The 19,170-nt window shown below is 34.6% G+C and carries 22 protein-coding genes; 3 read left to right on the forward strand and 19 right to left on the reverse strand.

What is annotated here, in order from left to right:
* Positions 1-12: 12 nt before the first annotated feature.
* The 10 genes from H7U22_RS00635 to H7U22_RS00680 form a co-directional block, all read right to left on the reverse strand.
* The gene (locus H7U22_RS00635) at positions 13-480 is read right to left on the reverse strand and encodes an energy transducer TonB (RefSeq protein ID WP_187069408.1); all 468 of its coding nucleotides are present in this window, start codon (positions 478-480) and stop codon (positions 13-15) included.
* An 81-nt stretch (positions 481-561) separates the two neighbouring features.
* On the reverse strand, positions 562-708 hold the full coding sequence (locus H7U22_RS00640; protein ID WP_187069409.1) for a hypothetical protein: 147 nt from the start codon (positions 706-708) through the stop codon (positions 562-564).
* 127 nt (positions 709-835) lie between these two features.
* On the reverse strand, positions 836-1,231 hold the full coding sequence (locus tag H7U22_RS00645) for an energy transducer TonB (protein ID WP_187069410.1): 396 nt from the start codon (positions 1,229-1,231) through the stop codon (positions 836-838).
* A gap of 26 nt (positions 1,232-1,257) precedes the next feature.
* Complete coding sequence (locus H7U22_RS00650) at positions 1,258-1,899, reverse strand: TonB-dependent receptor plug domain-containing protein (protein WP_187069411.1); 642 nt, start codon at positions 1,897-1,899, stop codon at positions 1,258-1,260.
* A gap of 16 nt (positions 1,900-1,915) precedes the next feature.
* On the reverse strand, positions 1,916-3,928 hold the full coding sequence (locus H7U22_RS22980; protein ID WP_187069412.1) for a M56 family metallopeptidase: 2,013 nt from the start codon (positions 3,926-3,928) through the stop codon (positions 1,916-1,918).
* Positions 3,925-4,302, reverse strand: a complete 378-nt coding sequence (locus tag H7U22_RS00660) for a BlaI/MecI/CopY family transcriptional regulator (protein ID WP_187069413.1) — start codon at positions 4,300-4,302, stop codon at positions 3,925-3,927. Before H7U22_RS00660 ends, H7U22_RS22980 begins: the two co-directional genes overlap by 4 nt.
* Before the next feature lie 113 nt (positions 4,303-4,415).
* On the reverse strand, positions 4,416-5,057 hold the full coding sequence (locus H7U22_RS00665; RefSeq protein ID WP_187069414.1) for a response regulator transcription factor: 642 nt from the start codon (positions 5,055-5,057) through the stop codon (positions 4,416-4,418).
* 2 nt (positions 5,058-5,059) lie between these two features.
* Positions 5,060-5,713, reverse strand: a complete 654-nt coding sequence (locus H7U22_RS00670) for a sensor histidine kinase (protein WP_222621770.1) — start codon at positions 5,711-5,713, stop codon at positions 5,060-5,062.
* Between the two features lie 104 nt (positions 5,714-5,817).
* Positions 5,818-6,474 carry a hypothetical protein gene (locus H7U22_RS00675; RefSeq protein WP_187069416.1) on the reverse strand — a complete coding sequence of 219 codons (657 nt, stop codon included), beginning with the start codon at positions 6,472-6,474 and terminating at the stop codon, positions 5,818-5,820.
* A gap of 3 nt (positions 6,475-6,477) precedes the next feature.
* Complete coding sequence (locus H7U22_RS00680; protein ID WP_187069417.1) at positions 6,478-6,855, reverse strand: hypothetical protein; 378 nt, start codon at positions 6,853-6,855, stop codon at positions 6,478-6,480.
* A gap of 220 nt (positions 6,856-7,075) precedes the next feature.
* On the opposite strand from H7U22_RS00680, the gene H7U22_RS00685 reads away from it, so the two are divergent.
* Positions 7,076-7,339: a response regulator transcription factor gene (locus H7U22_RS00685; protein ID WP_187069418.1), complete on the forward strand. Its 264-nt coding sequence runs from the start codon at positions 7,076-7,078 to the stop codon at positions 7,337-7,339.
* Positions 7,340-7,433: 94 nt separating this feature from the next.
* On the opposite strand, the gene H7U22_RS00690 is transcribed toward H7U22_RS00685, so the two are convergent.
* The 4 genes from H7U22_RS00690 to H7U22_RS00705 all read right to left on the reverse strand — a co-directional run bounded on the left by H7U22_RS00690 (position 7,434) and on the right by H7U22_RS00705 (position 11,153).
* Positions 7,434-8,999, reverse strand: a complete 1,566-nt coding sequence (locus H7U22_RS00690) for a M28 family metallopeptidase (RefSeq protein ID WP_187069419.1) — start codon at positions 8,997-8,999, stop codon at positions 7,434-7,436.
* A gap of 273 nt (positions 9,000-9,272) precedes the next feature.
* Complete coding sequence (locus H7U22_RS00695) at positions 9,273-10,073, reverse strand: ABC transporter permease (protein ID WP_187069420.1); 801 nt, start codon at positions 10,071-10,073, stop codon at positions 9,273-9,275.
* Between the two features lies 1 nt (position 10,074).
* The gene (locus H7U22_RS00700) at positions 10,075-10,983 is read right to left on the reverse strand and encodes an ABC transporter ATP-binding protein (protein ID WP_187069421.1); all 909 of its coding nucleotides are present in this window, start codon (positions 10,981-10,983) and stop codon (positions 10,075-10,077) included.
* A gap of 5 nt (positions 10,984-10,988) precedes the next feature.
* Entirely contained in the window at positions 10,989-11,153 is a 165-nt protein-coding gene (locus H7U22_RS00705) for a hypothetical protein (protein WP_187069422.1), read from the reverse strand.
* A 241-nt stretch (positions 11,154-11,394) separates the two neighbouring features.
* Between H7U22_RS00705 and H7U22_RS00710 the strand changes: the two genes are divergently transcribed.
* Together H7U22_RS00710 and H7U22_RS00715 are read left to right on the forward strand one after the other, a co-directional pair.
* Positions 11,395-12,426: a sensor histidine kinase gene (locus H7U22_RS00710; protein ID WP_187069423.1), complete on the forward strand. Its 1,032-nt coding sequence runs from the start codon at positions 11,395-11,397 to the stop codon at positions 12,424-12,426.
* A gap of 61 nt (positions 12,427-12,487) precedes the next feature.
* Positions 12,488-13,237 carry a LytR/AlgR family response regulator transcription factor gene (locus H7U22_RS00715; RefSeq protein ID WP_187069424.1) on the forward strand — a complete coding sequence of 250 codons (750 nt, stop codon included), beginning with the start codon at positions 12,488-12,490 and terminating at the stop codon, positions 13,235-13,237.
* Positions 13,238-13,252: 15 nt separating this feature from the next.
* Here the strand turns inward: H7U22_RS00715 and H7U22_RS00720 are convergent, their stop codons facing one another.
* From H7U22_RS00720 to H7U22_RS00740, 5 genes are all read right to left on the reverse strand, one after another.
* Entirely contained in the window at positions 13,253-14,134 is an 882-nt protein-coding gene (locus H7U22_RS00720) for a TraB/GumN family protein (RefSeq protein ID WP_187069425.1), read from the reverse strand.
* 4 nt (positions 14,135-14,138) lie between these two features.
* Positions 14,139-14,882, reverse strand: a complete 744-nt coding sequence (locus H7U22_RS00725) for a lysophospholipid acyltransferase family protein (RefSeq protein WP_187069426.1) — start codon at positions 14,880-14,882, stop codon at positions 14,139-14,141.
* A 61-nt stretch (positions 14,883-14,943) separates the two neighbouring features.
* The gene (gene tnpA / locus H7U22_RS00730) at positions 14,944-15,522 is read right to left on the reverse strand and encodes an IS200/IS605 family transposase (RefSeq protein ID WP_248284641.1); all 579 of its coding nucleotides are present in this window, start codon (positions 15,520-15,522) and stop codon (positions 14,944-14,946) included.
* A 592-nt stretch (positions 15,523-16,114) separates the two neighbouring features.
* Positions 16,115-16,669 (reverse strand): NUDIX domain-containing protein, encoded by a 555-nt coding sequence (locus tag H7U22_RS00735; protein WP_187069427.1) that lies wholly within the window; start codon positions 16,667-16,669, stop codon positions 16,115-16,117.
* Between the two features lie 31 nt (positions 16,670-16,700).
* Positions 16,701-19,124: an outer membrane beta-barrel protein gene (locus H7U22_RS00740; RefSeq protein WP_187069428.1), complete on the reverse strand. Its 2,424-nt coding sequence runs from the start codon at positions 19,122-19,124 to the stop codon at positions 16,701-16,703.
* Between the last annotated feature and the right edge of the window lie 46 nt (positions 19,125-19,170).

Below are 19,170 nucleotides of genomic sequence, written 5' to 3' on the forward strand. Positions count from 1 at the left end.
GGAATTATAGTTTTAGTTCAGATTAAAATTAACGTTTATGTTGTATCTTACTCTTACTGGCACACCAAATTGAATCCCCGGACTCCAGTTCGGAGATTCGGAAATAACTCTCACCGCCTCCGCATCTATATCTCTGCTTACACCTCTAGTTACTTTAATATCAGTTAATTCTCCATTTTTTTCAACAGTGAAAGAAAGAAATACCCTGCCATATATTTTATTTTTCGCCGCTTCTTTTGGGTATTTAATATTTTGACCCAAATATTGATAAAATGCCTTCAAGCCACCTGGAAATTCTGGTTGTTTCTCAACACTAACAAAATCAAATGTTCCATTTGGAATGGAGTCTTTGGATGGTTTTTTAAAATTCGGATCTACTGCAAACCTTGGAGTAGCAAAATTTATCTTCGAAAGTTTCTCCCTTAGTGCAAGATTTTCGGGTTTGTTTTTGTTCTCCTTTGTAATTACTATTAGAAGCATTTGCTCATCATTCACACCAAAAATTGCTTTATGTTCAGTATCTTTTATAACGGTTGCAAAATCTATCTCCGATTCCTTAATCTATTTTAATGTATCTGTTTCAATTGGCAAAAGCTTTCCATCCAAAATGATATGCGCATGTATTTTGCCAATAGTTTTAGCCTCCTGCGCATGTATAGCGAAGTTGAATAATATAAAGGAAGCGAGGGTTAAAAGTAGACTTTTCATTTTAATGATTCTAAGTTTCAAATATAAATACAAACCTTCAATTCTTAGTGGCTATACAATTGTTTCCAAAAGAAAGCCCCAGTAATTTTACTGAGGCTTCGAGAACCAATTTTAAATCATTCAGCTTTTATCCTAGACTAAAATTAACAGCAAGATTGTATTTAACCCTGACTATTTGTTTATTAAGCTTCGCAGGATTCCACTTTGGAGAAGCTTTTAGTACTCTTATCGCTTCTTGATTTAAAGATTCGCTTAATCCTCTAATAATTTGTAAATCTGTTAAAGAACCATCTTTGTTCACAATGAAAGACAAAAATACTTTTCCCTGCTCCTTATTTTTCTTCGCACTTTCTGGATACGTAATATTTTTGCTTAAATAGCTATAGAAAGCTTTCATCCCACCTGGATATTCGGGTTGTTGTTGTACAGAAACAAAATCATAAACTTTATCTTTATTTTGCGCACTGGCAGAATTAAAGATCATGGCAATGCCCAGCAGGGCTAAAATCATTAGCTTTCTCATTGGTTTTTATTAAAAGTTTAACTTAATTAATTCTTTTTTGGAGCGACTTTCGCTTTTTTGGTTCTGATAATTATGACACCACCACTTGCCTTTTTACCGTATAAAGATTTTGAAGATGCGTCTTTCAATACTTCAATAGATTCTATATCGTCTTGCTTAAGCGTTTTAAAATCAGAATTAGTGACCTCTTTTCCATCAATTATATAGAGCGGTTCAAGTTTAGTTTTTGACAATGAATCACCAAAAATCATTAAGTGGCTAGCGTCTTTTCTGATCAAAACTGTAGGATTCTGTTTTTTTAAACCAATACCAATTTCCTTACCCTCAATTTTCGAACTTGGAATATTTTTAGGGATAGTTGATTCGGCCGTTTCTTTAGTTTTTATAATAACTACGCCCGCCAAACCATCTGCACCATATAATGCAACGGCAGAACTGTCTTTTAAAATAGTTACGGATTCTATGGAGTTAGGGTCCAAGCCATTTACGGCAGACAAACCCCTGATAAATTGTTTATTACCATCTATTACAATGAGCGGATCTTTGACCGAGAGGGGATTTGAATCTCGAAGTGAAATTCTAACCGTTTTAATGCTATCTATTTTTTGGGCAAAACTACTCAGCGCATAGCCTAAAAATATTGCAAATAATAGAATTAATTTTCTCATAGGATAATTTAATTGGTTAGAATTTTTGTCTAATACCTTGATCGTAAGCCTTATCTATGGTTAGTTCTTTACCTTCTAACTTTTTGAATATACTACTTTTGATTTGTTTGGTTGTTACTAGAATCACTCCATTTTTAGCTTTTAAACCAAATAGCGCAGTGGCGCTCTCATTTTTTAAAACAGCGATGGACTCAATAGAATTTGGATCGATAAATTTTAGCGCATCCTTACTTTCTTGATTAATGCCATCGACCACTATTAGAGGAGGGGTTGCATTATTAAAAGCCGTTGCGCCAAATTTTAATACTGCTTTTTTATCAGGAATTGCTTCTGTGGGTATTTTTACTCCAGCAACTTTATCTAAATGCTGAACCTTATCATTTGATAAAGTAAAGTTTACATTGATGTTGTATTTTACCCGAACGGCTTGTCCATTTTGAATTCCAGGATACCATTTCGGACTTTCAGCTAGCACTCTAATCGCTTCTTCATCTGTTCCACTTCCCAAACCACGAGTTATTTTGATATCAGTAAGGGAGCCATCTTTTTCTACGTTAAAGCTTAAAAATACTTTTCCTTGAACATTATTTTCGACCGCAGTTTCTGGATATATTATTGACTTACCCAAGTATTCGTAAAACTTTTTAATTCCACCAGGAAATTCGGGTTGCTTCTCTATAGAAACAAAATCGTAAACTTTATCATCTTCCTTTTCAATTTTATATGCAGGTTCGTTATAGCTGGTAACCACAACATTGCTTAAATCTTTATAACCAGAAATTGATCCGATTTGACTGTTTTTTAATTTTGTTTCGGCTCCAATTATGGCAAATGAAACTTTGATTGCATATTTCCCATTAGGAATTGCTTTGAAATCCTTATAGGATAAGATCGCTTTCATTACTTCTTCATCACAACCTTCGCCTAAATCTACGCTTGTACTTAAGTTATTTACCCGACCGTTTTTTAAGGTAAACTTAATCTGTGTATTGCCTTGAAGATTACTTTCTTTGGCCTCTGTAGGGTAGTTTACGTTTTTAGAAACAAAATGATAAAAATCTTTCCAATTATTATCAGTTTCACCTTTAACAATAGTTTCTGAATCGACTAAAATTGGAGTGGCTTCTGGCTTTGCAACCATTTCCTGAACCAGCTCAATGGGTTTTTCCATTGGAATTTGATCAGTAAGCGAAATCAATTTTTCATTCTTTCTAATTGTTGCAGATGAGAACACAATTAAAATGGCAAATAGCGGAATAAAAATTCCATACTTCATTACGGCTGTTTTTTTAGAACGTTCTTTATGAAGCATGACAATTCTTTTCTTGATCAAAGATTTATCGAAAAAACCATTTGTTAAGCTATTTGGCGAGATTCCGAAAGATTTGCTCAAGATTAATAATGCATATTCTGCCTTATCGCCCTGAAAATCTGCAGCCATTTCATCTGCCAAAAACTCATGGATATTTTTAATGGCCTTTTTATAAAGGTAAATTACGGGATTTAGCCAAGTCAGAATGCCCAGAATCTCAAAAAACAAAATATCTAAAGTGTGCCATTGTTTAATATGAGCTTCCTCATGAATATCGATTACATCCATTTGAGGAAGCTCTTTATCAATTATTTTCTTGCTAAAAAATGAAAAAGCTGAACCAGATTTAGCATTTCGAATTAATTTTTTAACCGTAAATAAGTTGAACACTAACCTTCCCAGAAAAAACAATATACCTGCACAGTAAATGGAAACTAGAACACTGCCCCAACTAAAGCTAGAGCTGTTTTCTGTTACAATTGTTGCTTGTGCCAGTACGGCATCCCAATTAACAGATGCGTAAACCTGTTGTGCTGCCTTTTGCTCCGTTAGCCATTCTAAACGAATAAATGGAATACACAACGATAATACGCCAGCAGCAACAAGATAAATACGGTTTAACGTAAAGTATGTTTCTTTATCTAAAAGCAACTTGTAAAAACCATAAAAAACTATTAAGTATAAGTTTACCTGTAATAGGTAGTGGGCAAAACTCATCTTGGTCTGTGTTTAATTTTGTTAATCATTTTTAAGATTTCATCAACATCACTTAAGTCAAGCTTTTCTTCTTTCACAAAAAATGAAAACATACTCTCTACTGAGTTTTCGAAGTAATTGCCTAAAAGTTTCTCGGTAGCGTGGCGCTTGTATTCTTCTCTACTAATTAATGGGTAGTATTGGTGCGCTTTCCCGAATGCTTCATGTCCGATAAATCCTTTTGTTTCTAGGATTCGAATAATTGTCGAAACGGTGTTGTAGGCAGGTTTTGGGAGTGGTAATTCATCAATTACATCTTTAACAAATGCTTTTTCCAATTGCCAAAGTACCTGCATAATCTGCTCTTCGGCTTTGGTTAAATCTTTAATTTCCATAATAACTTTATAATAAGGATAAGGGCAAAAATATTGCCTTACGTTAAAGTTAAAACTAATTAGTTAGTTATGCAAATTAATTTTCATTTATTTTTCTATTAAAATCGAAATAATTAGATGGTAATCAAATTGTTCTTAATCCCGTAAACAACAAGGCCTGTTCTTGATTTGATATTTAGCTTCGCAAACAAAGATTCTCGATAATTATCTACCGTTCTAGGACTTACAATCATTAAATCTGCAATTTCCTTATAGGTTAAATCGCTGCTGCAAAATTGGAGAAAAGATAATTCTCTTGCGGTAAACATTGGTTTGGTATCACCATCTTTAAGTGCTACTAGAAGTCGGCCAGAAACCATTTCATTTACAAAAAAACCTTTAGCAACAATTGTTTTTATCGCTGTTAGCAAATCTAATGGGGTAGATTCTTTAAGCATGTAGCCAACAGCTCCTGCTTTGAGCATTCCAATAATCGCTTTTTCATCTTCGAACATACTTAATGCGAGTACATGAACTTTCGGATGATTGTCTTTTACCCATTTTGTTGCAACATAACCATCCATAACGGGCATATTTATATCCATTAGGATAATCTTCACCTCTTCATTTTTAGTAATCTTATTTTGTAGATCGGCACCATTTGTGGCTTCAAAAACAACTTCAATTTCGTCAAATTCTTCTAAAAGGCTGGCTAATCCGGAACGGAAAAGTGTGTGGTCATCAACAATGGCAATGGATATGGTTGGCGTCTGCATAATTATGGGTAAGGGATTTCGATTAATATAGTTGTACCAATTTGTGGTGACGAATTTAATTCTAATTTCCCGTTAATCATGTCGATTCTTTTATGGATGGAATTTAAGCCCATTCCTGTTTTTTTTGCTTTGGTTTCATCATAATCAAAGCCTATTCCATTTTCTTTTACTTTTAGAAATAACTTATCATCACTAAAATAGGTATCTATTTGAATAATTGTAGCTTGAGCATGTTTAATTATGTTGTTAATGATTTCCTGGAGTAAGCGAAGAATAATTAAATCTTTATCTGGGGATGAAATCTGAATATCAAAAAGATCATTGGAAACTTTAAGTTCGTATGCTCCTGTTTTACTTAGCCAATTTATTTCTTGATCAATTGCATGGCCAATTCCGTGTTCTACAATTTGTTCGCCATGAAGCAACTTAGCAAGTTCTCTGAGCTCTTTGATTGATTTACTAAGGAGTGAAAGTGAATTTTCTATTTTTTTTCCAGCTTTTTCCTGATCTGCTAAATTTATGGAATTTAATGTGAGCGAAGTTAGGCTAAGTAGTTGACCAACATTATCATGTAATTCTGTAGCAATGCTCTGCATGGTTTGATCTTGAACTTCGACAAGGGTTTTTAAAATCTCCGCATCAAATTTCTGTTGCATACTTTGCTTTTCAATAACATGATTTTTTTTATGCTGATTATAAAGCCTAATGTAGATTATTAAAAATACAGGCATCAACAAAAAAATGAGTGTTGCTAAAATAATTAAGGTAGTAACCTGCGTTGTCGGGCTCTGCATATAAAGGAATATGACCAAAAACTATATAAAAGAAGATTAAGGATGATGTAAATATACCATCTTAACCAATGACCTGTGCTCAGCTTAACCCTAAATACATCATCGAATAGGTTGATAATTGTGCCTCCAAAATAGTAAAAAAGTACACCCACAACCCACCAGAACTGAGGGTGATATTTTAATTTTATGAAATTATCATCTTTTAAAAGTACGTAAAAGTAGTAGAGGCTGTATAAAACATATATTGCGGCAGATAAATTATTAGTTGCAGAATAAAATACTTCGGTAAAACCGTGGCTAAACACTTCGAAGCAATACGACGAGAATATTAACCCCGAACCAACCAAAATAAGTGGTTTGGGGTTAACATATTGTTTTAAAAACTGATACAGGCCAAAGCTTACAAAGCAATTTTCGAATATGATGTAAATATTGTACAGCCATACGTTGTGCTGATGTAATATTCTCCCAATAATTACCGCAGTAAATTCTGTAGAGAATGTTACCAGCATATAAGCAATGGCTAATTTCCAAAATAGACTTTTATCTTTAAAAAGGCAGATAATCGCTATAATAAAAGTCAGAAACTCTATTATGGTAAATATGGAGAAAACTTTGCTCATTATTTATAAAGCCGTACCATCACATTGATTTGGACAAAGTTCGCCCTTATTTTCAGGATCTATAGATAAATCATCTTCGTGAACTTCACCCCCGTAGCCTTTGGCTTTTGTTGTTGGAACGAAAATAACGGTATTTCTGCCAATATAATCGTCTGGCATTCCCGCTAAACAATCTTTGGTGTATTGCCCAAAGTAAACCCTTAAGCCATCAGCGCTTTGTTCTTTTAAAGTGTTGTAAATGCGTTCTATTTGTTCTAATGGGAACCAAACGGCTTTAGTGTAAGCATCACTCGGGTGTTCTTTATTGTATTGAGTAAATGCATCAACCATTTGTTTGGCTACTTCTACAGGAATGCTTCCTGTACCTTTGTCTTCATTCATAATTTGTTTGGGATAATTTCTATAAACCTCGTCAATATTTAAAGTATTGGCAATAGCTCAAATTTATTTTTTTACCGTAAAAACACCTTTTTAATTAAGGCAATTTGTGCTACTGTTTAATGTCATCAGCATTTACTTTTGATTTGTAAACTGAGGAACATCTACCTATGGTTAACAGAATCAAATTGTCTATCCTATTAAATATTGAAAACGATTGGTCATGGTGAATTCTTTACATTCAAAATCATTAAAAATGGTGCACAATATTTTAATTGATGACAACCGTAATTCTATAAGTGAAAGAGAAGTAGAAATTGTGAAGTTGCTATCTCTCGGTTACAATAGTAAAGAAATTGGTGAAATGCTTTTTATAAGCGAGCACACTGTAAATACGCACCGTAGAAATATGGTAAAAAGACTTGATCTTAAAAATTCGTATCAATTAATAGTTTGGGCATTTAAAAAGAGAGTACTGTCCTTCTAAAAAATATTAGTATTTAACGCCTCTATCTCTCAACCGCAATAAAGCCTGCCACTTATCTAAATGGCAGGCTTTTGTTTTTTCTAATTTTCTATAATTATGGTTTCGCTGGTGGTGGCGTAGGTAATTCTTTTCTTGGAATTTGTGCTTCGCGTTGCGATGTATTATAAACAAAGGATGCAATAATGGTTGCGGCCTGTTTTAAATCATCTTCTACCAATCTATCGTAAGTATCCATATTGCTATGATGGGTACGGGTATTGTAATCTGCAGGATCTTGAATAAACTGGAAACCCGGAATGCCAACAGCATCAAAAGCTTGGTGATCGGTGCCACCGGTATTGTTTATGGTAATGGTTGTAGCACCTAGATCGTTAAATGGCGTTAACCAACTTTGAAAAATCGGACCTGCAGCTTCATTGCCCTGCAAATAAACGCCACGAATTTTTCCTGTTCCATTATCTAAGTTATAATAGGCAGAGATTTTTTTCTGATCAGGAGTTAAAACCATCGTTTTAGGATCTCCGAAATGTTTTGCAACATAACCTCTAGATCCAAATAAACCTTGTTCTTCTGAGCTCCAAAGCGCAATGCGGATGGTGCGTTTTGGTTTAAAATCTATAGCTTTCAAAATTCTCATGGCCTCCATCATAACGGTAGAGCCAGCTGCGTTATCTGTAGCGCCTGTTGCTGCATGCCACGAATCAAAGTGACCACCAATCATCACAACTTCGTCCTTTAGTTTTTTATCCGTTCCAGGAATTTCTGCTATAACATTATAACCTTGAGGATCTTGATCATAAAATGATGTTTTAATATCCGCTTCTACCTCAACATTTTTTCCTGCACGGAGTAAGCGTTGGATGTGTAAAAAGTCTTCGGCTGAAACTTCTAACTCTGGCGATACTGGTTTAGCATCTAAAGCATAAGATGCTCCATTACTTGTGAAAAAAGTTCCTTGTCCGCCACGAGCATAAGTTAAAATTAAACCTACCTTTTCTTCCACTAACATTGTGCTGATTGCTGCTCTAACCTCACGCATTTTCATCATTTGTGCCATTCGATCTCCCATTGGTCCGCCAGCTGGTCTTTGCCTAGCAGGTGCGCCGGCTTTAGCTGCTGCCATTTGAGCTAGGGTGGTATCGGCATAGCGAGAAAAATCTGGTTTAATGCCACTGGTAAGTGGTGTGCCCTGATCTAACATTATAATTTTGCCAGCTAATTTGCCTTTGTACTTGGCCAAATCAGAAACGCTATCCGCTTTAATTAAAATTACGTCAGATTTAATAGGCCCGTTTGTACCTGGAGTCCAAGCTTTTGGCGAGGCAATAATTGCATGGTAATATGGAAGCGTAGTTGCTGCATAATATTTATCTATTTGCCAGCCTTTACCAAATGTGCCCCAAGCTTCGAGGTGTGCATTTTTTAATCCCCAATCTGATAGTTGCTTAACAGCCCATTCCTGTGCTCTTTTTAAACCTGGGGAGTTTGATAAACGTGGGCCGGTAACATCGGTTAAATTGAAAGCGATGTTCATTGCTTTGGAATTTTCCAATCCCTCTTTTCTGATTTTCTGTACTACCGAAGCATCTGGTGTGTCTTGTGCGAAAGCAGAAAGGCAGAAGCCGAAGGCTAATGCCGTTATTGTAAATCTTTTAATCATATTCTTAGTTCTAAGTCGGTTTGATTTTATCTAAAAATACGGTTTAACTTGTTTTAAAAACGTTTACAATGAGATTTTTACAATGAAGCTTTATTGCATTTATTTTTGCGGTTAGCTGGGAGCGAATTAATTTTATTACACTGCATTTTGTTAACTAAACCTTGTTGAAACGAAAAGCCCGCAAACCATTTTTATGGTGCGGACTTGCAGTGTAAAGAAGGGACAGACGCTGAAATGAAATGCTGAAACTGCTTTTCTAATTATTGGTGAAAATTATTTGATGCTTTTTTTGGTTACAATAAAATAGCCGATAATAAATAGTACCAAAGCGTAAATTAAACTGGTATAAATTTCTTGTGTAAAAATTGGAAAATCTGCCGGGTTGGATAATTTTTTAGCGCCGGCACTGCTGTTTAAAACTAACGAAGGGTGACTGTAAGGAATTAAATAGGCATATTTCCAACCTACATTTCCTGTGATGATACCCATAATGGTTCCGATAAACCCGATACCCATTGGCTTTAAAAAATCGCCCCAAAGCAGGCTTAAGATAAATTGGATAGATAAAATCCCTAATGATGCCAAGAAAAGCTTGGTGTAAAATTTAATCAGAATTAAAGATGGATCGTACTGATTGAAAGTGTATTTGGGAACTAAAACCTGCAGTAAATGACCGAATATAAATGTAAATGCAGCGAACAGAAAAAGGCAGATGAAAATTAAAATTACTGCGTATAAATATTTGGCGGCGTAAATAGAAAACTTGTTTAAGGGTTGTGCAAAGAGCGTTTTCCAGGTATCGTTTTTATGTTCGATGTTGTTAACCGAAAAAGCCATGAATATTACGTAGAATGGCAAAATTAAAACGCCCATTACGCCAAGTGCTGCGCCAAGATAGCGAAACCATAACATTATTGGCGGATAGTGCATGTTAAGCACTTTATCTGACCCCGAATAAAAGCCGAATGCCACTAAAGAACAGATTACTAATGGCAATATAATGGCCGCCCAAAAGGCGAGGGTTTTTCTTGATTTGTAAAATTCTGATACTAGAGAAATGTATAATGAGCGCATTTTAATTGTTTTTTGTAATGTCTAAGAATAGGTTTTCTAGATCTTTTTTCTGAAGGTAAAGACTGCTAACGGTAAAGCCGTTCTGAATTAAAAGTGTATTTAAAGCGCCACTATCTTGTGGAGAGGTAAATGGAACTGTAATTTTTTTATCGGTTATTTCCAAAATTTCGTACCCTGACTGAACTAAAAAAGCTTTAGCATCGCTTATTTTGTTCACTTCAATTTCTAGCATAGGTTTGCTTAACAAATGAAGTTCGTTTATTGTACCTTGAAATAATAATCGGCCTTTATTTATAATGCCGACGTGTGTGGCCGTACGTTCTATTTCTGCCAATAAATGGCTAGATACTAGAATGGTTTTGTTATGTTTTGTTGCCAGATCGATCATTAAATTTCGGACTTCGATAATCCCATTTGGATCTAAACCATTCGTGGGTTCATCTAAAAGCAACAATTCGGGGTCTGAAACCAATGCCAAGGCAATGCCCAAACGTTGTTTCATACCCAAAGAATATTTTGTAGATTTTTTATTCGCCGCTTCAGTTAAACCAACTAAGGCTAACATTTCATCGGCTTTGTTTCTTTTGATGCCCAGTAAAAGGCAACGATTTATTAAGTTTTCTTTGCCGGTTAAGTGCCCATAAATAGCTGGTTGCTCTACCAGTGCACCAACTCTTTTTAAGGTTGCAATACGATTGTGGTTAATTTCCTTTCCAAATATAAAAACCTGATCGGCTGGTGATTTTAGCAAATTAAGCAATATTTTTATTGTGGTGGTTTTGCCGGCTCCATTTGGCCCCAAGAAGCCATAAATACTTCCTTTTGGTACCTGAAGTGATAAATCTTTTACAATGGCCTGATTGCCAAAGTTGAAGTTTAAACCAACAGTTTCGATTGCGTAATTACCCATTGTTCTTATTTGAAAATGGCTTTGATAATAGAAGTTGAAGTTTTAGCTGGTTTTACAACTATTTCTCCGTTATCGTTTTGATTGGTATTAACGGTAAGCGTTAATATGATCATCATAAATACTGGTAATAATAAAAGTAAAAATGGAGAGGTGTTTGCTAACTTTTTCATGGTTGTTTCGTTTTGATGATTCAAAGGAACTGAAGAAAAACTAGCTACTAAAATCTATTATACCAAGTGTTCAAGATTATAGATAAACAGACATTTTTGGCGTTTGTCGATAAATTTCGCCCATTGGGCCGTTGGTAGAAAAAAAATGCCCGTTGGTAGATTGTGTTATCTATTGCATAAAAGTTTATTTATTTTGGATGCGTTAAATGATTGTATAGTAAAACAATCTAAAATACTTGATATGAAAAAGAGTAAAGGGCCTTTAGTGCTGCATATAATCTTCTGGATAGTGATAATATTGTTTATTGCCGCTTCGGTTTTCTTTGAAAAGGGCAAGCATACCATGAAAGATTATTTCTTGTCTTTTGGTGTATTGGGTATAATCAATATCTCCTTGTTTTACATCAATTATATTTTTTTGATACCTAGTTTAATTAAAAAAAGAAAAAAATATTGGTTGTATTTAATCTCTTTTTTCTTGTTAATTATAGGAGCTACATTAATTAAAACGATAATTGCCGTACTTAATCCTGTAGAACTGCTAACCTACACGATGGATGGAAAACAAAAGGAATTTACGGTTAACCAATTTGCAATTAACAGCGTATTTTTTGAGGGTTTTTTCTTAATCTGTAGTTGCATTATTAAATTTACCATTGATTGGTTTTCTAACGAACGCATTCAGCGCAACTTAGAAAGTGAGCGGAGGGAAATGGAATTACAATTTTTAAAGTCGCAATTAAACCCACATTTTCTGTTCAATTCCTTAAACAATATTTATTCTTTAGCTTATCAGAAATCGGATAAAACTGCTGATGCTATTATGAAGCTTTCGGAAATTATGCGTTATATGATTTATGAGAGCAATACGCCTACTGTTGAACTGGGTAAAGAAGTAGATTATTTAACAAATTATATAGAACTGCAAAAAATCAGGTTTAAAGATGGGGCCTTTGTAGAGCTCAGTTTAAATGGCGAAATCGACAATCAAAAAATCGTTCCCTTGATGTTAATTTCTTTTGTTGAAAATGCATTTAAGCATGGCGTAGTTAATGATCCAGCCGAGCCAGTTAAAATAAATATTATTGCCAATCAGAAAATTTTGCATTTTAGCGTAATCAACAAAAAAAGCCAGCAGAATAAAGATGCGCAGGGCGGAGTTGGTTTAACTAATGTAGAACGCAGATTACAGCTTGTTTATCCGGATAGATATAAATTAAATGTTGTAAATTCGGCTACTCATTATACCTGTGAATTGATGATTGATATATAATTCTCGAATAAAAGACGTTGAATTTTAAATCAAAAAGTAAAAAAAATTAATAGCTACCAAAATGAACCTGAACTGTATTGTTGTTGATGATGAGCCTTTAGCGCTTGATATTTTAGAGGATTATATTTCTAAAGTACCTTTTTTAACTATGGTTAAGCGGTGCGAAAATCCTATTGAAGCTTTACAGATTGTTCAAGGTGGAGGGATTGATTTGGTATTTCTTGATATCCAAATGCCAGAACTTACAGGGATTCAATTTTTGAAAATAGCTGGCAATAAATGCAATTATATATTAACAACTGCTTATCCGCAATACGCATTAGAGAGTTACGATTTAAACGTTTCTGATTACTTATTGAAGCCTATTGCGTTTGATCGTTTTTATAAAGCAGTAGAGAAGGTTCACAATCAGCTAAAGCCTGCCGAAGCTCCTACAAGTGTAGCACAACCAATAATAACGCCAGCAGCTTTTTCTAGTCCGCCAAACCCAGTTCAGGATTTTATTTTTGTTAAAACAGAACATAAAATTCAGAAAATTTATCTTCACGATATTCTTTTCATCGAGGGCTTGAAAGATTACATTTCTATTTTTACGAAGGATGAACGCGTAATTACATTGCAGAGCATGAAGAAAATGGAAGAGGCTTTACCACCAAGTCAGTTTATCCGTGTACATAAATCTTACATTGTTGCTATCGATAAAATTGAAAGCATAGAGCGCAGCCGAATTACCATAAACAAGAAAATAATTCCTGTTGGAGATACTTATCGCGATGAATTTTTCAAGGTTATTGGCAATAAAAATATTTAAGAAAAGGTAATAGAATTAATTTGTAGGGATAGGCTTAACTGTATATCCCTTTTCTTTCAGCAAGGTAATTAAGCTCCATCTATCAACCATATGGCCAACACCTACGGCTATAAAGGCGCTTTGATTTTTCATCATTTCGGGCAGTTCATCTATCCAATTTTGATTCCTGTTTTTAATTAACTGATCAAATTCCTCTTCGGTATATCCGTCCTTTTTGGAAAAAAGATTTTTAATTGCATCGAGATCTTGTCGAATGTAAAACTGATATAAATCTTCGCCTTGTTTTTTATACTTTTCTTTATTTTTTATATTATCAAGCAATTGTTCCTTTTGCCTAGCTAAGCTTCTTCCAAAAAGTGCCTTCCCTTGATCTTCGATGGTTTCTAACCCGAGAATTTTCTTTTTATTGGCTGTTGCGTAATCTTGGAAATAAATATCGAGCGCAGGATTGTCTTTGCCAATGGTTTTAGGAGCAGTAAACTGCAAGAGCATCATCTGTACTGCAGCTGGGTTCATTCCGTTTAAAAATTTCAAATCGTAACCAGAAACTTCTTTTAAATAATCTGCAACTATTTTATATTCATCTTCACTAAATAACTTATTCAATGTGGTATCTTTTAACTGCATAAAGGGCATTAATTTCTGTGGCAATAAGCTGTCGTTAAGTAAAAGTTCGCCAATAATAACATCACTGCTCGCCAATTTGGAATTAACCGTTTTCATGCTATCCAAAAATGTTTTACCCGCAAAATGGTAAGTACCAAAAAGATAAGATGGTTTCTTAAGTCCATTGCCAGATATTTCCCAAAGGAGGGTATTTGTTTTTATCGATTTCTGAGCCTGTGCATTAAGCCCAATAAATAAGAATATGATTAATATATATTTTATTTGCTTCATTGTATTAGGAGATTGTCTGGTTTAATACTTTTCTAATTTGTGTTTCTACTTCGAAGGTAATATCGTTTGGCGTTTTTCCTGCTGGATCTATTGGTTTTAAAACCGTCCATCTAAGTGCATGTCCTGTTGTTAAAGGATACATTCCAAAACGTACAATTTTCCAGGAATTTTCGATAGCAACAGGAACAACCAAAGCATTTGGTGCTGCTTTTAAAAGTGTTGCAATTCCGCCAAATTGAAAGGTTTTTAATTGGCCATCTTTGGCTCTTGTGCCTTCAGGAAAAATAACTGTACTCCAATTATTTTCCTGCATTCTTCTGCCGAGTTTTATAATTTCTGAAATGGCTTGTTTATTATCTTTTCTGTTGATGTTTGCGCCACCACCCAATCTTAAATTAATTGAGATGGATGGAATGCCTCTTGTAAGTTCGATTTTAGAAATGAACTTTGCATGATGTTTCCGTAAATACCAAATTAAAGATGGAATATCGTACATGCTCTGGTGGTTGGCTGCGAAGATAATTGGTCTATCGGTTGGTAAATTGTAATCGTTTTTGAAACTAATGGAGTTGAACAAAAAAATCTGGCAATAGGTTAAGAAAAAATTAAGAACATCTACAGAAACCTTGTGTGCTTTGTATCCGAAAAATTTAAAACAAATCCATTGTATAGGGTGGAAAATACAAAGTGTTAAGCCAAAGAAAATATAAAATATTGGACTAAAAATATATCCGAAAAACTTGCTCATTTGCTGGGTTTAAAAACTGGAAACAAAGATAAGAATAATGCTGATTTTTGTATTACAAGTACTACTCAAGCGCTTTAAAAATAAACTGCTCCTCATACTCAATCTCAAATGCCTTAAGGAAATCCTCATATTCCTCTAAAAACGTTTTCTTTTTATGATGATTTTCCTGATCTTGAATGTATTTGATAACATTATTTACATGGCTTTTTGAATAAGAAAATGCTCCATATCCTTCTTGCCAAGCAAATCGATTTTTGCAAAAATCTTGATCATTGATCCATTTTGAGCTTTCTGTTTTTACATTTTGGATAAGGCTTGAAATAGACTGATGGGGTCGCATTCCTATAAATATATGAATGTGATCTGGCATGCAGTTGATCTGCAATACTTTGTGATTATTGTTTTGAAAAATACCCGAAACATATTGTAAGAGTCTGCCTTTCCAGTCTTTAGGAATGATTGATGCTCTAAACTTTACAGCAAATACAAATTGAATGTGGAGCTGAGTATAGGTATTTGGCATAGATATTTTTTTATTAATGTAGCTAAATACATCAAACGTTCCTAACGGAACGATATAATTATATTCATATATTTTTACCCAGCAAATGTTCCTACTGAACAGCCTGGCTATCGGCATAAAATATAGAATTAAAGACTGGATTGGTCTAATGGGTATTTAAATGTCCTGTCGGGACGTATGCTGGGTAGAAAAAAAATATGATGGTTTTTATGTTCCGAAGGATCATTTGCTTTCAGTTATTTTCAATAATGAGGTTATATCAAACGTTCCTAACGGAACGAAAATATTTTTGTCGATAGGTTTTACCCAGCAGCTGTTCCTAGGAACAGCCTGGCTATCGGCGTAAAATATAGAATTAAAGACTGGATTGGTCTAATAGATATTTAAATGTCCCATCGGGACATATGCTGGGTAGGAAAAAAAATATAATTGATGGGTTTTATGTTCCGTAGGAATATTTGATTTCAGATATTTTCAATAATGAGGTTATATATCAAACGTTCCTAACGGAACGAAAATATTTTTATCGTTAGGTTTTACCAAGCAAATGTTCCTACGGAACAGCCTTGGCTATCGGTATAAAACATAGAATTAAAGACTGGATTGGTCTAATAGATATTTAAATGTCCCGTCGGGACATCTGCTGGGTAGAAAAAAAATATGTAATTGATGTTTTTATGTTCCGTAGGAACATTTGATTATTAGATCATTAAATCAGTTTTTCATTAATCATCAGCTTTGCTTTTAATATTGCAGCAACACTCATAGAATCTGTAATTTCTCCATTTAAAACCATTTGATAAGCCTCTTCAAATGGGATTTTTTTAACAATTAACCGCTCTGTTTCTTCGGGCATTGCAATTCCCTGAATTAAATCAGTTGCAATATAAATAATGGATAATTCATCGCTAACAGAATTAGAAAGATGCATTCGCTGAATCTCCAACCAGTTTTTAGCACTCATTCCTGTCTCTTCCAAAAGCTCTCTTCTAGCACTTTCTAATGGTTCTTCATCTAGCGGACCACCGCCTTCGGGAATTTCCCAGCTATACGCATTTAGAGCATATCGGTATTGGCCAACCAACCAAGTATTGTAGTTTTCATCTAGCGGTAAAATTCCAATGGCATAGTTTTTAAAATGTACTACGCCATAAATTCCTTTGCCACCAGAAGGATTTATAACCTGATGCTCGGTAAGTTTAATCCAATTGTTGTTGTATTTGATTTCGCTCTCTAGGGTTTTCCAAGGGTTTATTTCTTCCATATCGCAAGATAAATAATATTGCTTGAGAATTCTATGGAGCTTTAACGGGAGGGGGCGGGATTTTATTTATCGTTATTTTGGTAAAGCGGTAATTTAAACTGAAAGTGAAGTTTTGGGTATTATTCGTTGAGAAATTTTCTAGTCTAAAATTTTGACCTTCATTGTAAAAAGTATTGCTTCTATTTCCAAAAACATCGTTAATTGTTACTCTAAAATTTAATCTATTTCCGAAAAACACTTTTCTAGCAGAGAAATTTGATGTCATTGAACCCTTGTTTCTTCCCTGGGCGTTGGTATTGTTTGCGTAGTTTAAGTTCGATTCGAAAGCAGTTTTTAAGGGCAGTTGCATAGACAACCCAATGGCTGCCCTAAAGCTAAGTCCATCTCTATTTAATGAACTATTTAACATCGATTTATAATTGCTTTGGATAATACTGAGGTTGCTATTTGCTGATATTTTGTTGGTTGGACGGTAATTTCCGACTAGAATTAAGGCAAGTGAGTTATTGGTTCCCACATTATCAAATGTGCTTTCGGATCTCGCTGTGCTTGTTCCGGGGATTAAGGTAACCGTTCGGTAGCGCTCAATTACACCCTGACTTGTAGAATAGGAAAGCCTCGGATTGAATGACCATTTCTGACCAAAAGCTCCAAAATTAATTTCTACTTGATGAGTGTAAGCTGGCAATAAATTTGGATTTCCGTAAGAAATATTTAAAGTATCTACATTGTTTATTTGTGGATTTAAGCTGTTCTCTCGTGGCCGATTAACGCGAATGCTATATGTTGCACCAAAGCTGTAACGCTTTCTGAAAAATCGATTTAGTGATAGGTTAGGAAACAAACTGAGGTAAGGTTTTACATTATAATTCTCCCCATTCGATAAATCAAAAGCAACATCTGTAAGTTCTGCCCGAACACCGGTTTTTACGCCCCAGCCTACATTTCGATAATTGTAAGAAGCATAACCTGCAACAATATTTTCGTTGTATAAAAATTGGTTGGAAAGTTTAACATTGGTTATAAATTGTTGGGTATTGAAATTGAAATTCTCAATTAACAAATCGTTATCGTTTTTTCTGTAATTGTAAGCAAGCCCCATTTCTATCCGATCTCTCTTTTTAAATACAGGCTTTTCGTAATCTAAATTTAGCGTGATGCCGTCATTTCCAGTATCGTTATTGTTTTGTTGTAAGGATGGGGTAGAAGTATCGGGTTGTGCATAAGTTGTGCTGTAGTATCGAAAATCTGCGTTATTATTATTGTTTACCGTAGCACTTAGTGACAGCTTTCCACCACTGGTATCGGTTTGCAAATCGTAATCAATATTAAAAACAAAATTGTTGCTTTTTCCATTACCGGTATTTAACTGATTTCTAAGTCGCCTCTCTATAAGTTCTTCGCTTAAATAATGCAGATCAGTAGTCGAGTTTGAAGTTGAATTGTTGTTGTTGTAATTAGTAGAAAGTCTCAAACTTTGTTTGGGAGAAATAGTCCAATCGAAACCTAATCTAAAATTGCCACCGGTATTGTTATTTTTAAAACCTCCGTATTGATCATAGTAGAATGTGGTATCAGGAAAGAAGTTTTCGCGATAATTGTGGCTGTTTCCTTTACCAATATTGTATCGGTAAGCGGCGCTTCCATTTACTGAATATGATTTTCCTCGATAAGATGCGTTGGCATTTGTATTTCCATTTCCCTGCAAACCACTAGAAACTCCAACATTGCCATTAAAGCCAACCTTGAATCCTTTTTTCATTACTATATTGATAATTCCTTCTCCATCGCCACTGTATTTGGAAGGAGGATTGGTTAGCACCTCGATTTTGTCGATTGCATCGGATGGAAGAACATTCAGTAAATCCGAAATATTGGAAGTCATGTAATCAGAAGGTTTCCCATCGATAAAAATTCTGGTATTTCTTTTACCGGCAATGGTTGCATTTCCATCAATATCAACCTGTACTAAAGGCACATTTTTTAGTACATCGGTTGCGGTACTTCCTTCGGCTAAAAGCGATGAGCCGACATTATAAGTAACGCCATCAGCACCAAACTCAATAGGTGGTTTTTGTACAGTAATGGTAACTTCTTGAAGGGAATTTTGATCAGAGGAAAGCTTTAAGAAACCTAAGTTTTTATCGTAATCTTTCTCGGTTAAAATAATTCCGTTTACGATTAGAGGTGCGTAACCAACAAAACTAATTTTAATGTGATAGTTGCCTGGCTTTAAGTTTTTAATGCTGAAACGGCCATCTTCATCTGTAGAAGATGTAATTAAAGGCTGTTCAGTTCCATCTGCATAAACTGAAATTATTGCTGATGGAATGGATAAACCGCCAACCTCTTCAATAACTCGCCCACTAATAATACCTTTCTCGGCAGCGACTAGCAAAAGGCTGTTGAGTAAAATTATTAAGGTAAGACAAAGTTTAAGGAGAGGTTTTTTCAATATCTGATTAGTTAAAAAATAGGCGCTTAAAAAAATTCTAAGCGCC

Source organism: Pedobacter fastidiosus, assembly GCF_014306625.1.
Lineage (GTDB): Bacteria > Bacteroidota > Bacteroidia > Sphingobacteriales > Sphingobacteriaceae > Pedobacter > Pedobacter fastidiosus.

Excerpts from the sequence above, each read along its gene's own strand:
- H7U22_RS00725 (WP_187069426.1), bottom strand. The coding sequence starts at position 14,882 with ATGAGCAAGTTTTTCGGATATATTTTTAGTCCAATATTTTATATTTTC.
- H7U22_RS00735 (WP_187069427.1), bottom strand. The coding sequence starts at position 16,669 with ATGGAAGAAATAAACCCTTGGAAAACCCTAGAGAGCGAAATCAAATAC.
- H7U22_RS00645 (WP_187069410.1), bottom strand. The coding sequence starts at position 1,231 with ATGAGAAAGCTAATGATTTTAGCCCTGCTGGGCATTGCCATGATCTTT.
- H7U22_RS00640 (WP_187069409.1), bottom strand. The coding sequence starts at position 708 with ATGAAAAGTCTACTTTTAACCCTCGCTTCCTTTATATTATTCAACTTC.
- H7U22_RS00670 (WP_222621770.1), bottom strand. The coding sequence starts at position 5,713 with ATGCAACAGAAATTTGATGCGGAGATTTTAAAAACCCTTGTCGAAGTT.
- tnpA (WP_248284641.1), bottom strand. The coding sequence starts at position 15,522 with ATGCCGATAGCCAGGCTGTTCAGTAGGAACATTTGCTGGGTAAAAATA.
- H7U22_RS00710 (WP_187069423.1), top strand. The coding sequence starts at position 11,395 with ATGAAAAAGAGTAAAGGGCCTTTAGTGCTGCATATAATCTTCTGGATA.
- H7U22_RS00720 (WP_187069425.1), bottom strand. The coding sequence starts at position 14,134 with ATGAAGCAAATAAAATATATATTAATCATATTCTTATTTATTGGGCTT.
- H7U22_RS22980 (WP_187069412.1), bottom strand. The coding sequence starts at position 3,928 with ATGAGTTTTGCCCACTACCTATTACAGGTAAACTTATACTTAATAGTT.
- H7U22_RS00700 (WP_187069421.1), bottom strand. The coding sequence starts at position 10,983 with ATGGGTAATTACGCAATCGAAACTGTTGGTTTAAACTTCAACTTTGGC.
- H7U22_RS00675 (WP_187069416.1), bottom strand. The coding sequence starts at position 6,474 with ATGAGCAAAGTTTTCTCCATATTTACCATAATAGAGTTTCTGACTTTT.
- H7U22_RS00635 (WP_187069408.1), bottom strand. The coding sequence starts at position 480 with ATGCTTCTAATAGTAATTACAAAGGAGAACAAAAACAAACCCGAAAAT.
- H7U22_RS00680 (WP_187069417.1), bottom strand. The coding sequence starts at position 6,855 with ATGAATGAAGACAAAGGTACAGGAAGCATTCCTGTAGAAGTAGCCAAA.
- H7U22_RS00690 (WP_187069419.1), bottom strand. The coding sequence starts at position 8,999 with ATGATTAAAAGATTTACAATAACGGCATTAGCCTTCGGCTTCTGCCTT.
- H7U22_RS00715 (WP_187069424.1), top strand. The coding sequence starts at position 12,488 with ATGAACCTGAACTGTATTGTTGTTGATGATGAGCCTTTAGCGCTTGAT.
- H7U22_RS00695 (WP_187069420.1), bottom strand. The coding sequence starts at position 10,073 with ATGCGCTCATTATACATTTCTCTAGTATCAGAATTTTACAAATCAAGA.
- H7U22_RS00650 (WP_187069411.1), bottom strand. The coding sequence starts at position 1,899 with ATGAGAAAATTAATTCTATTATTTGCAATATTTTTAGGCTATGCGCTG.
- H7U22_RS00685 (WP_187069418.1), top strand. The coding sequence starts at position 7,076 with ATGGTGAATTCTTTACATTCAAAATCATTAAAAATGGTGCACAATATT.
- H7U22_RS00665 (WP_187069414.1), bottom strand. The coding sequence starts at position 5,057 with ATGCAGACGCCAACCATATCCATTGCCATTGTTGATGACCACACACTT.
- H7U22_RS00660 (WP_187069413.1), bottom strand. The coding sequence starts at position 4,302 with ATGGAAATTAAAGATTTAACCAAAGCCGAAGAGCAGATTATGCAGGTA.
- H7U22_RS00705 (WP_187069422.1), bottom strand. The coding sequence starts at position 11,153 with ATGAAAAAGTTAGCAAACACCTCTCCATTTTTACTTTTATTATTACCA.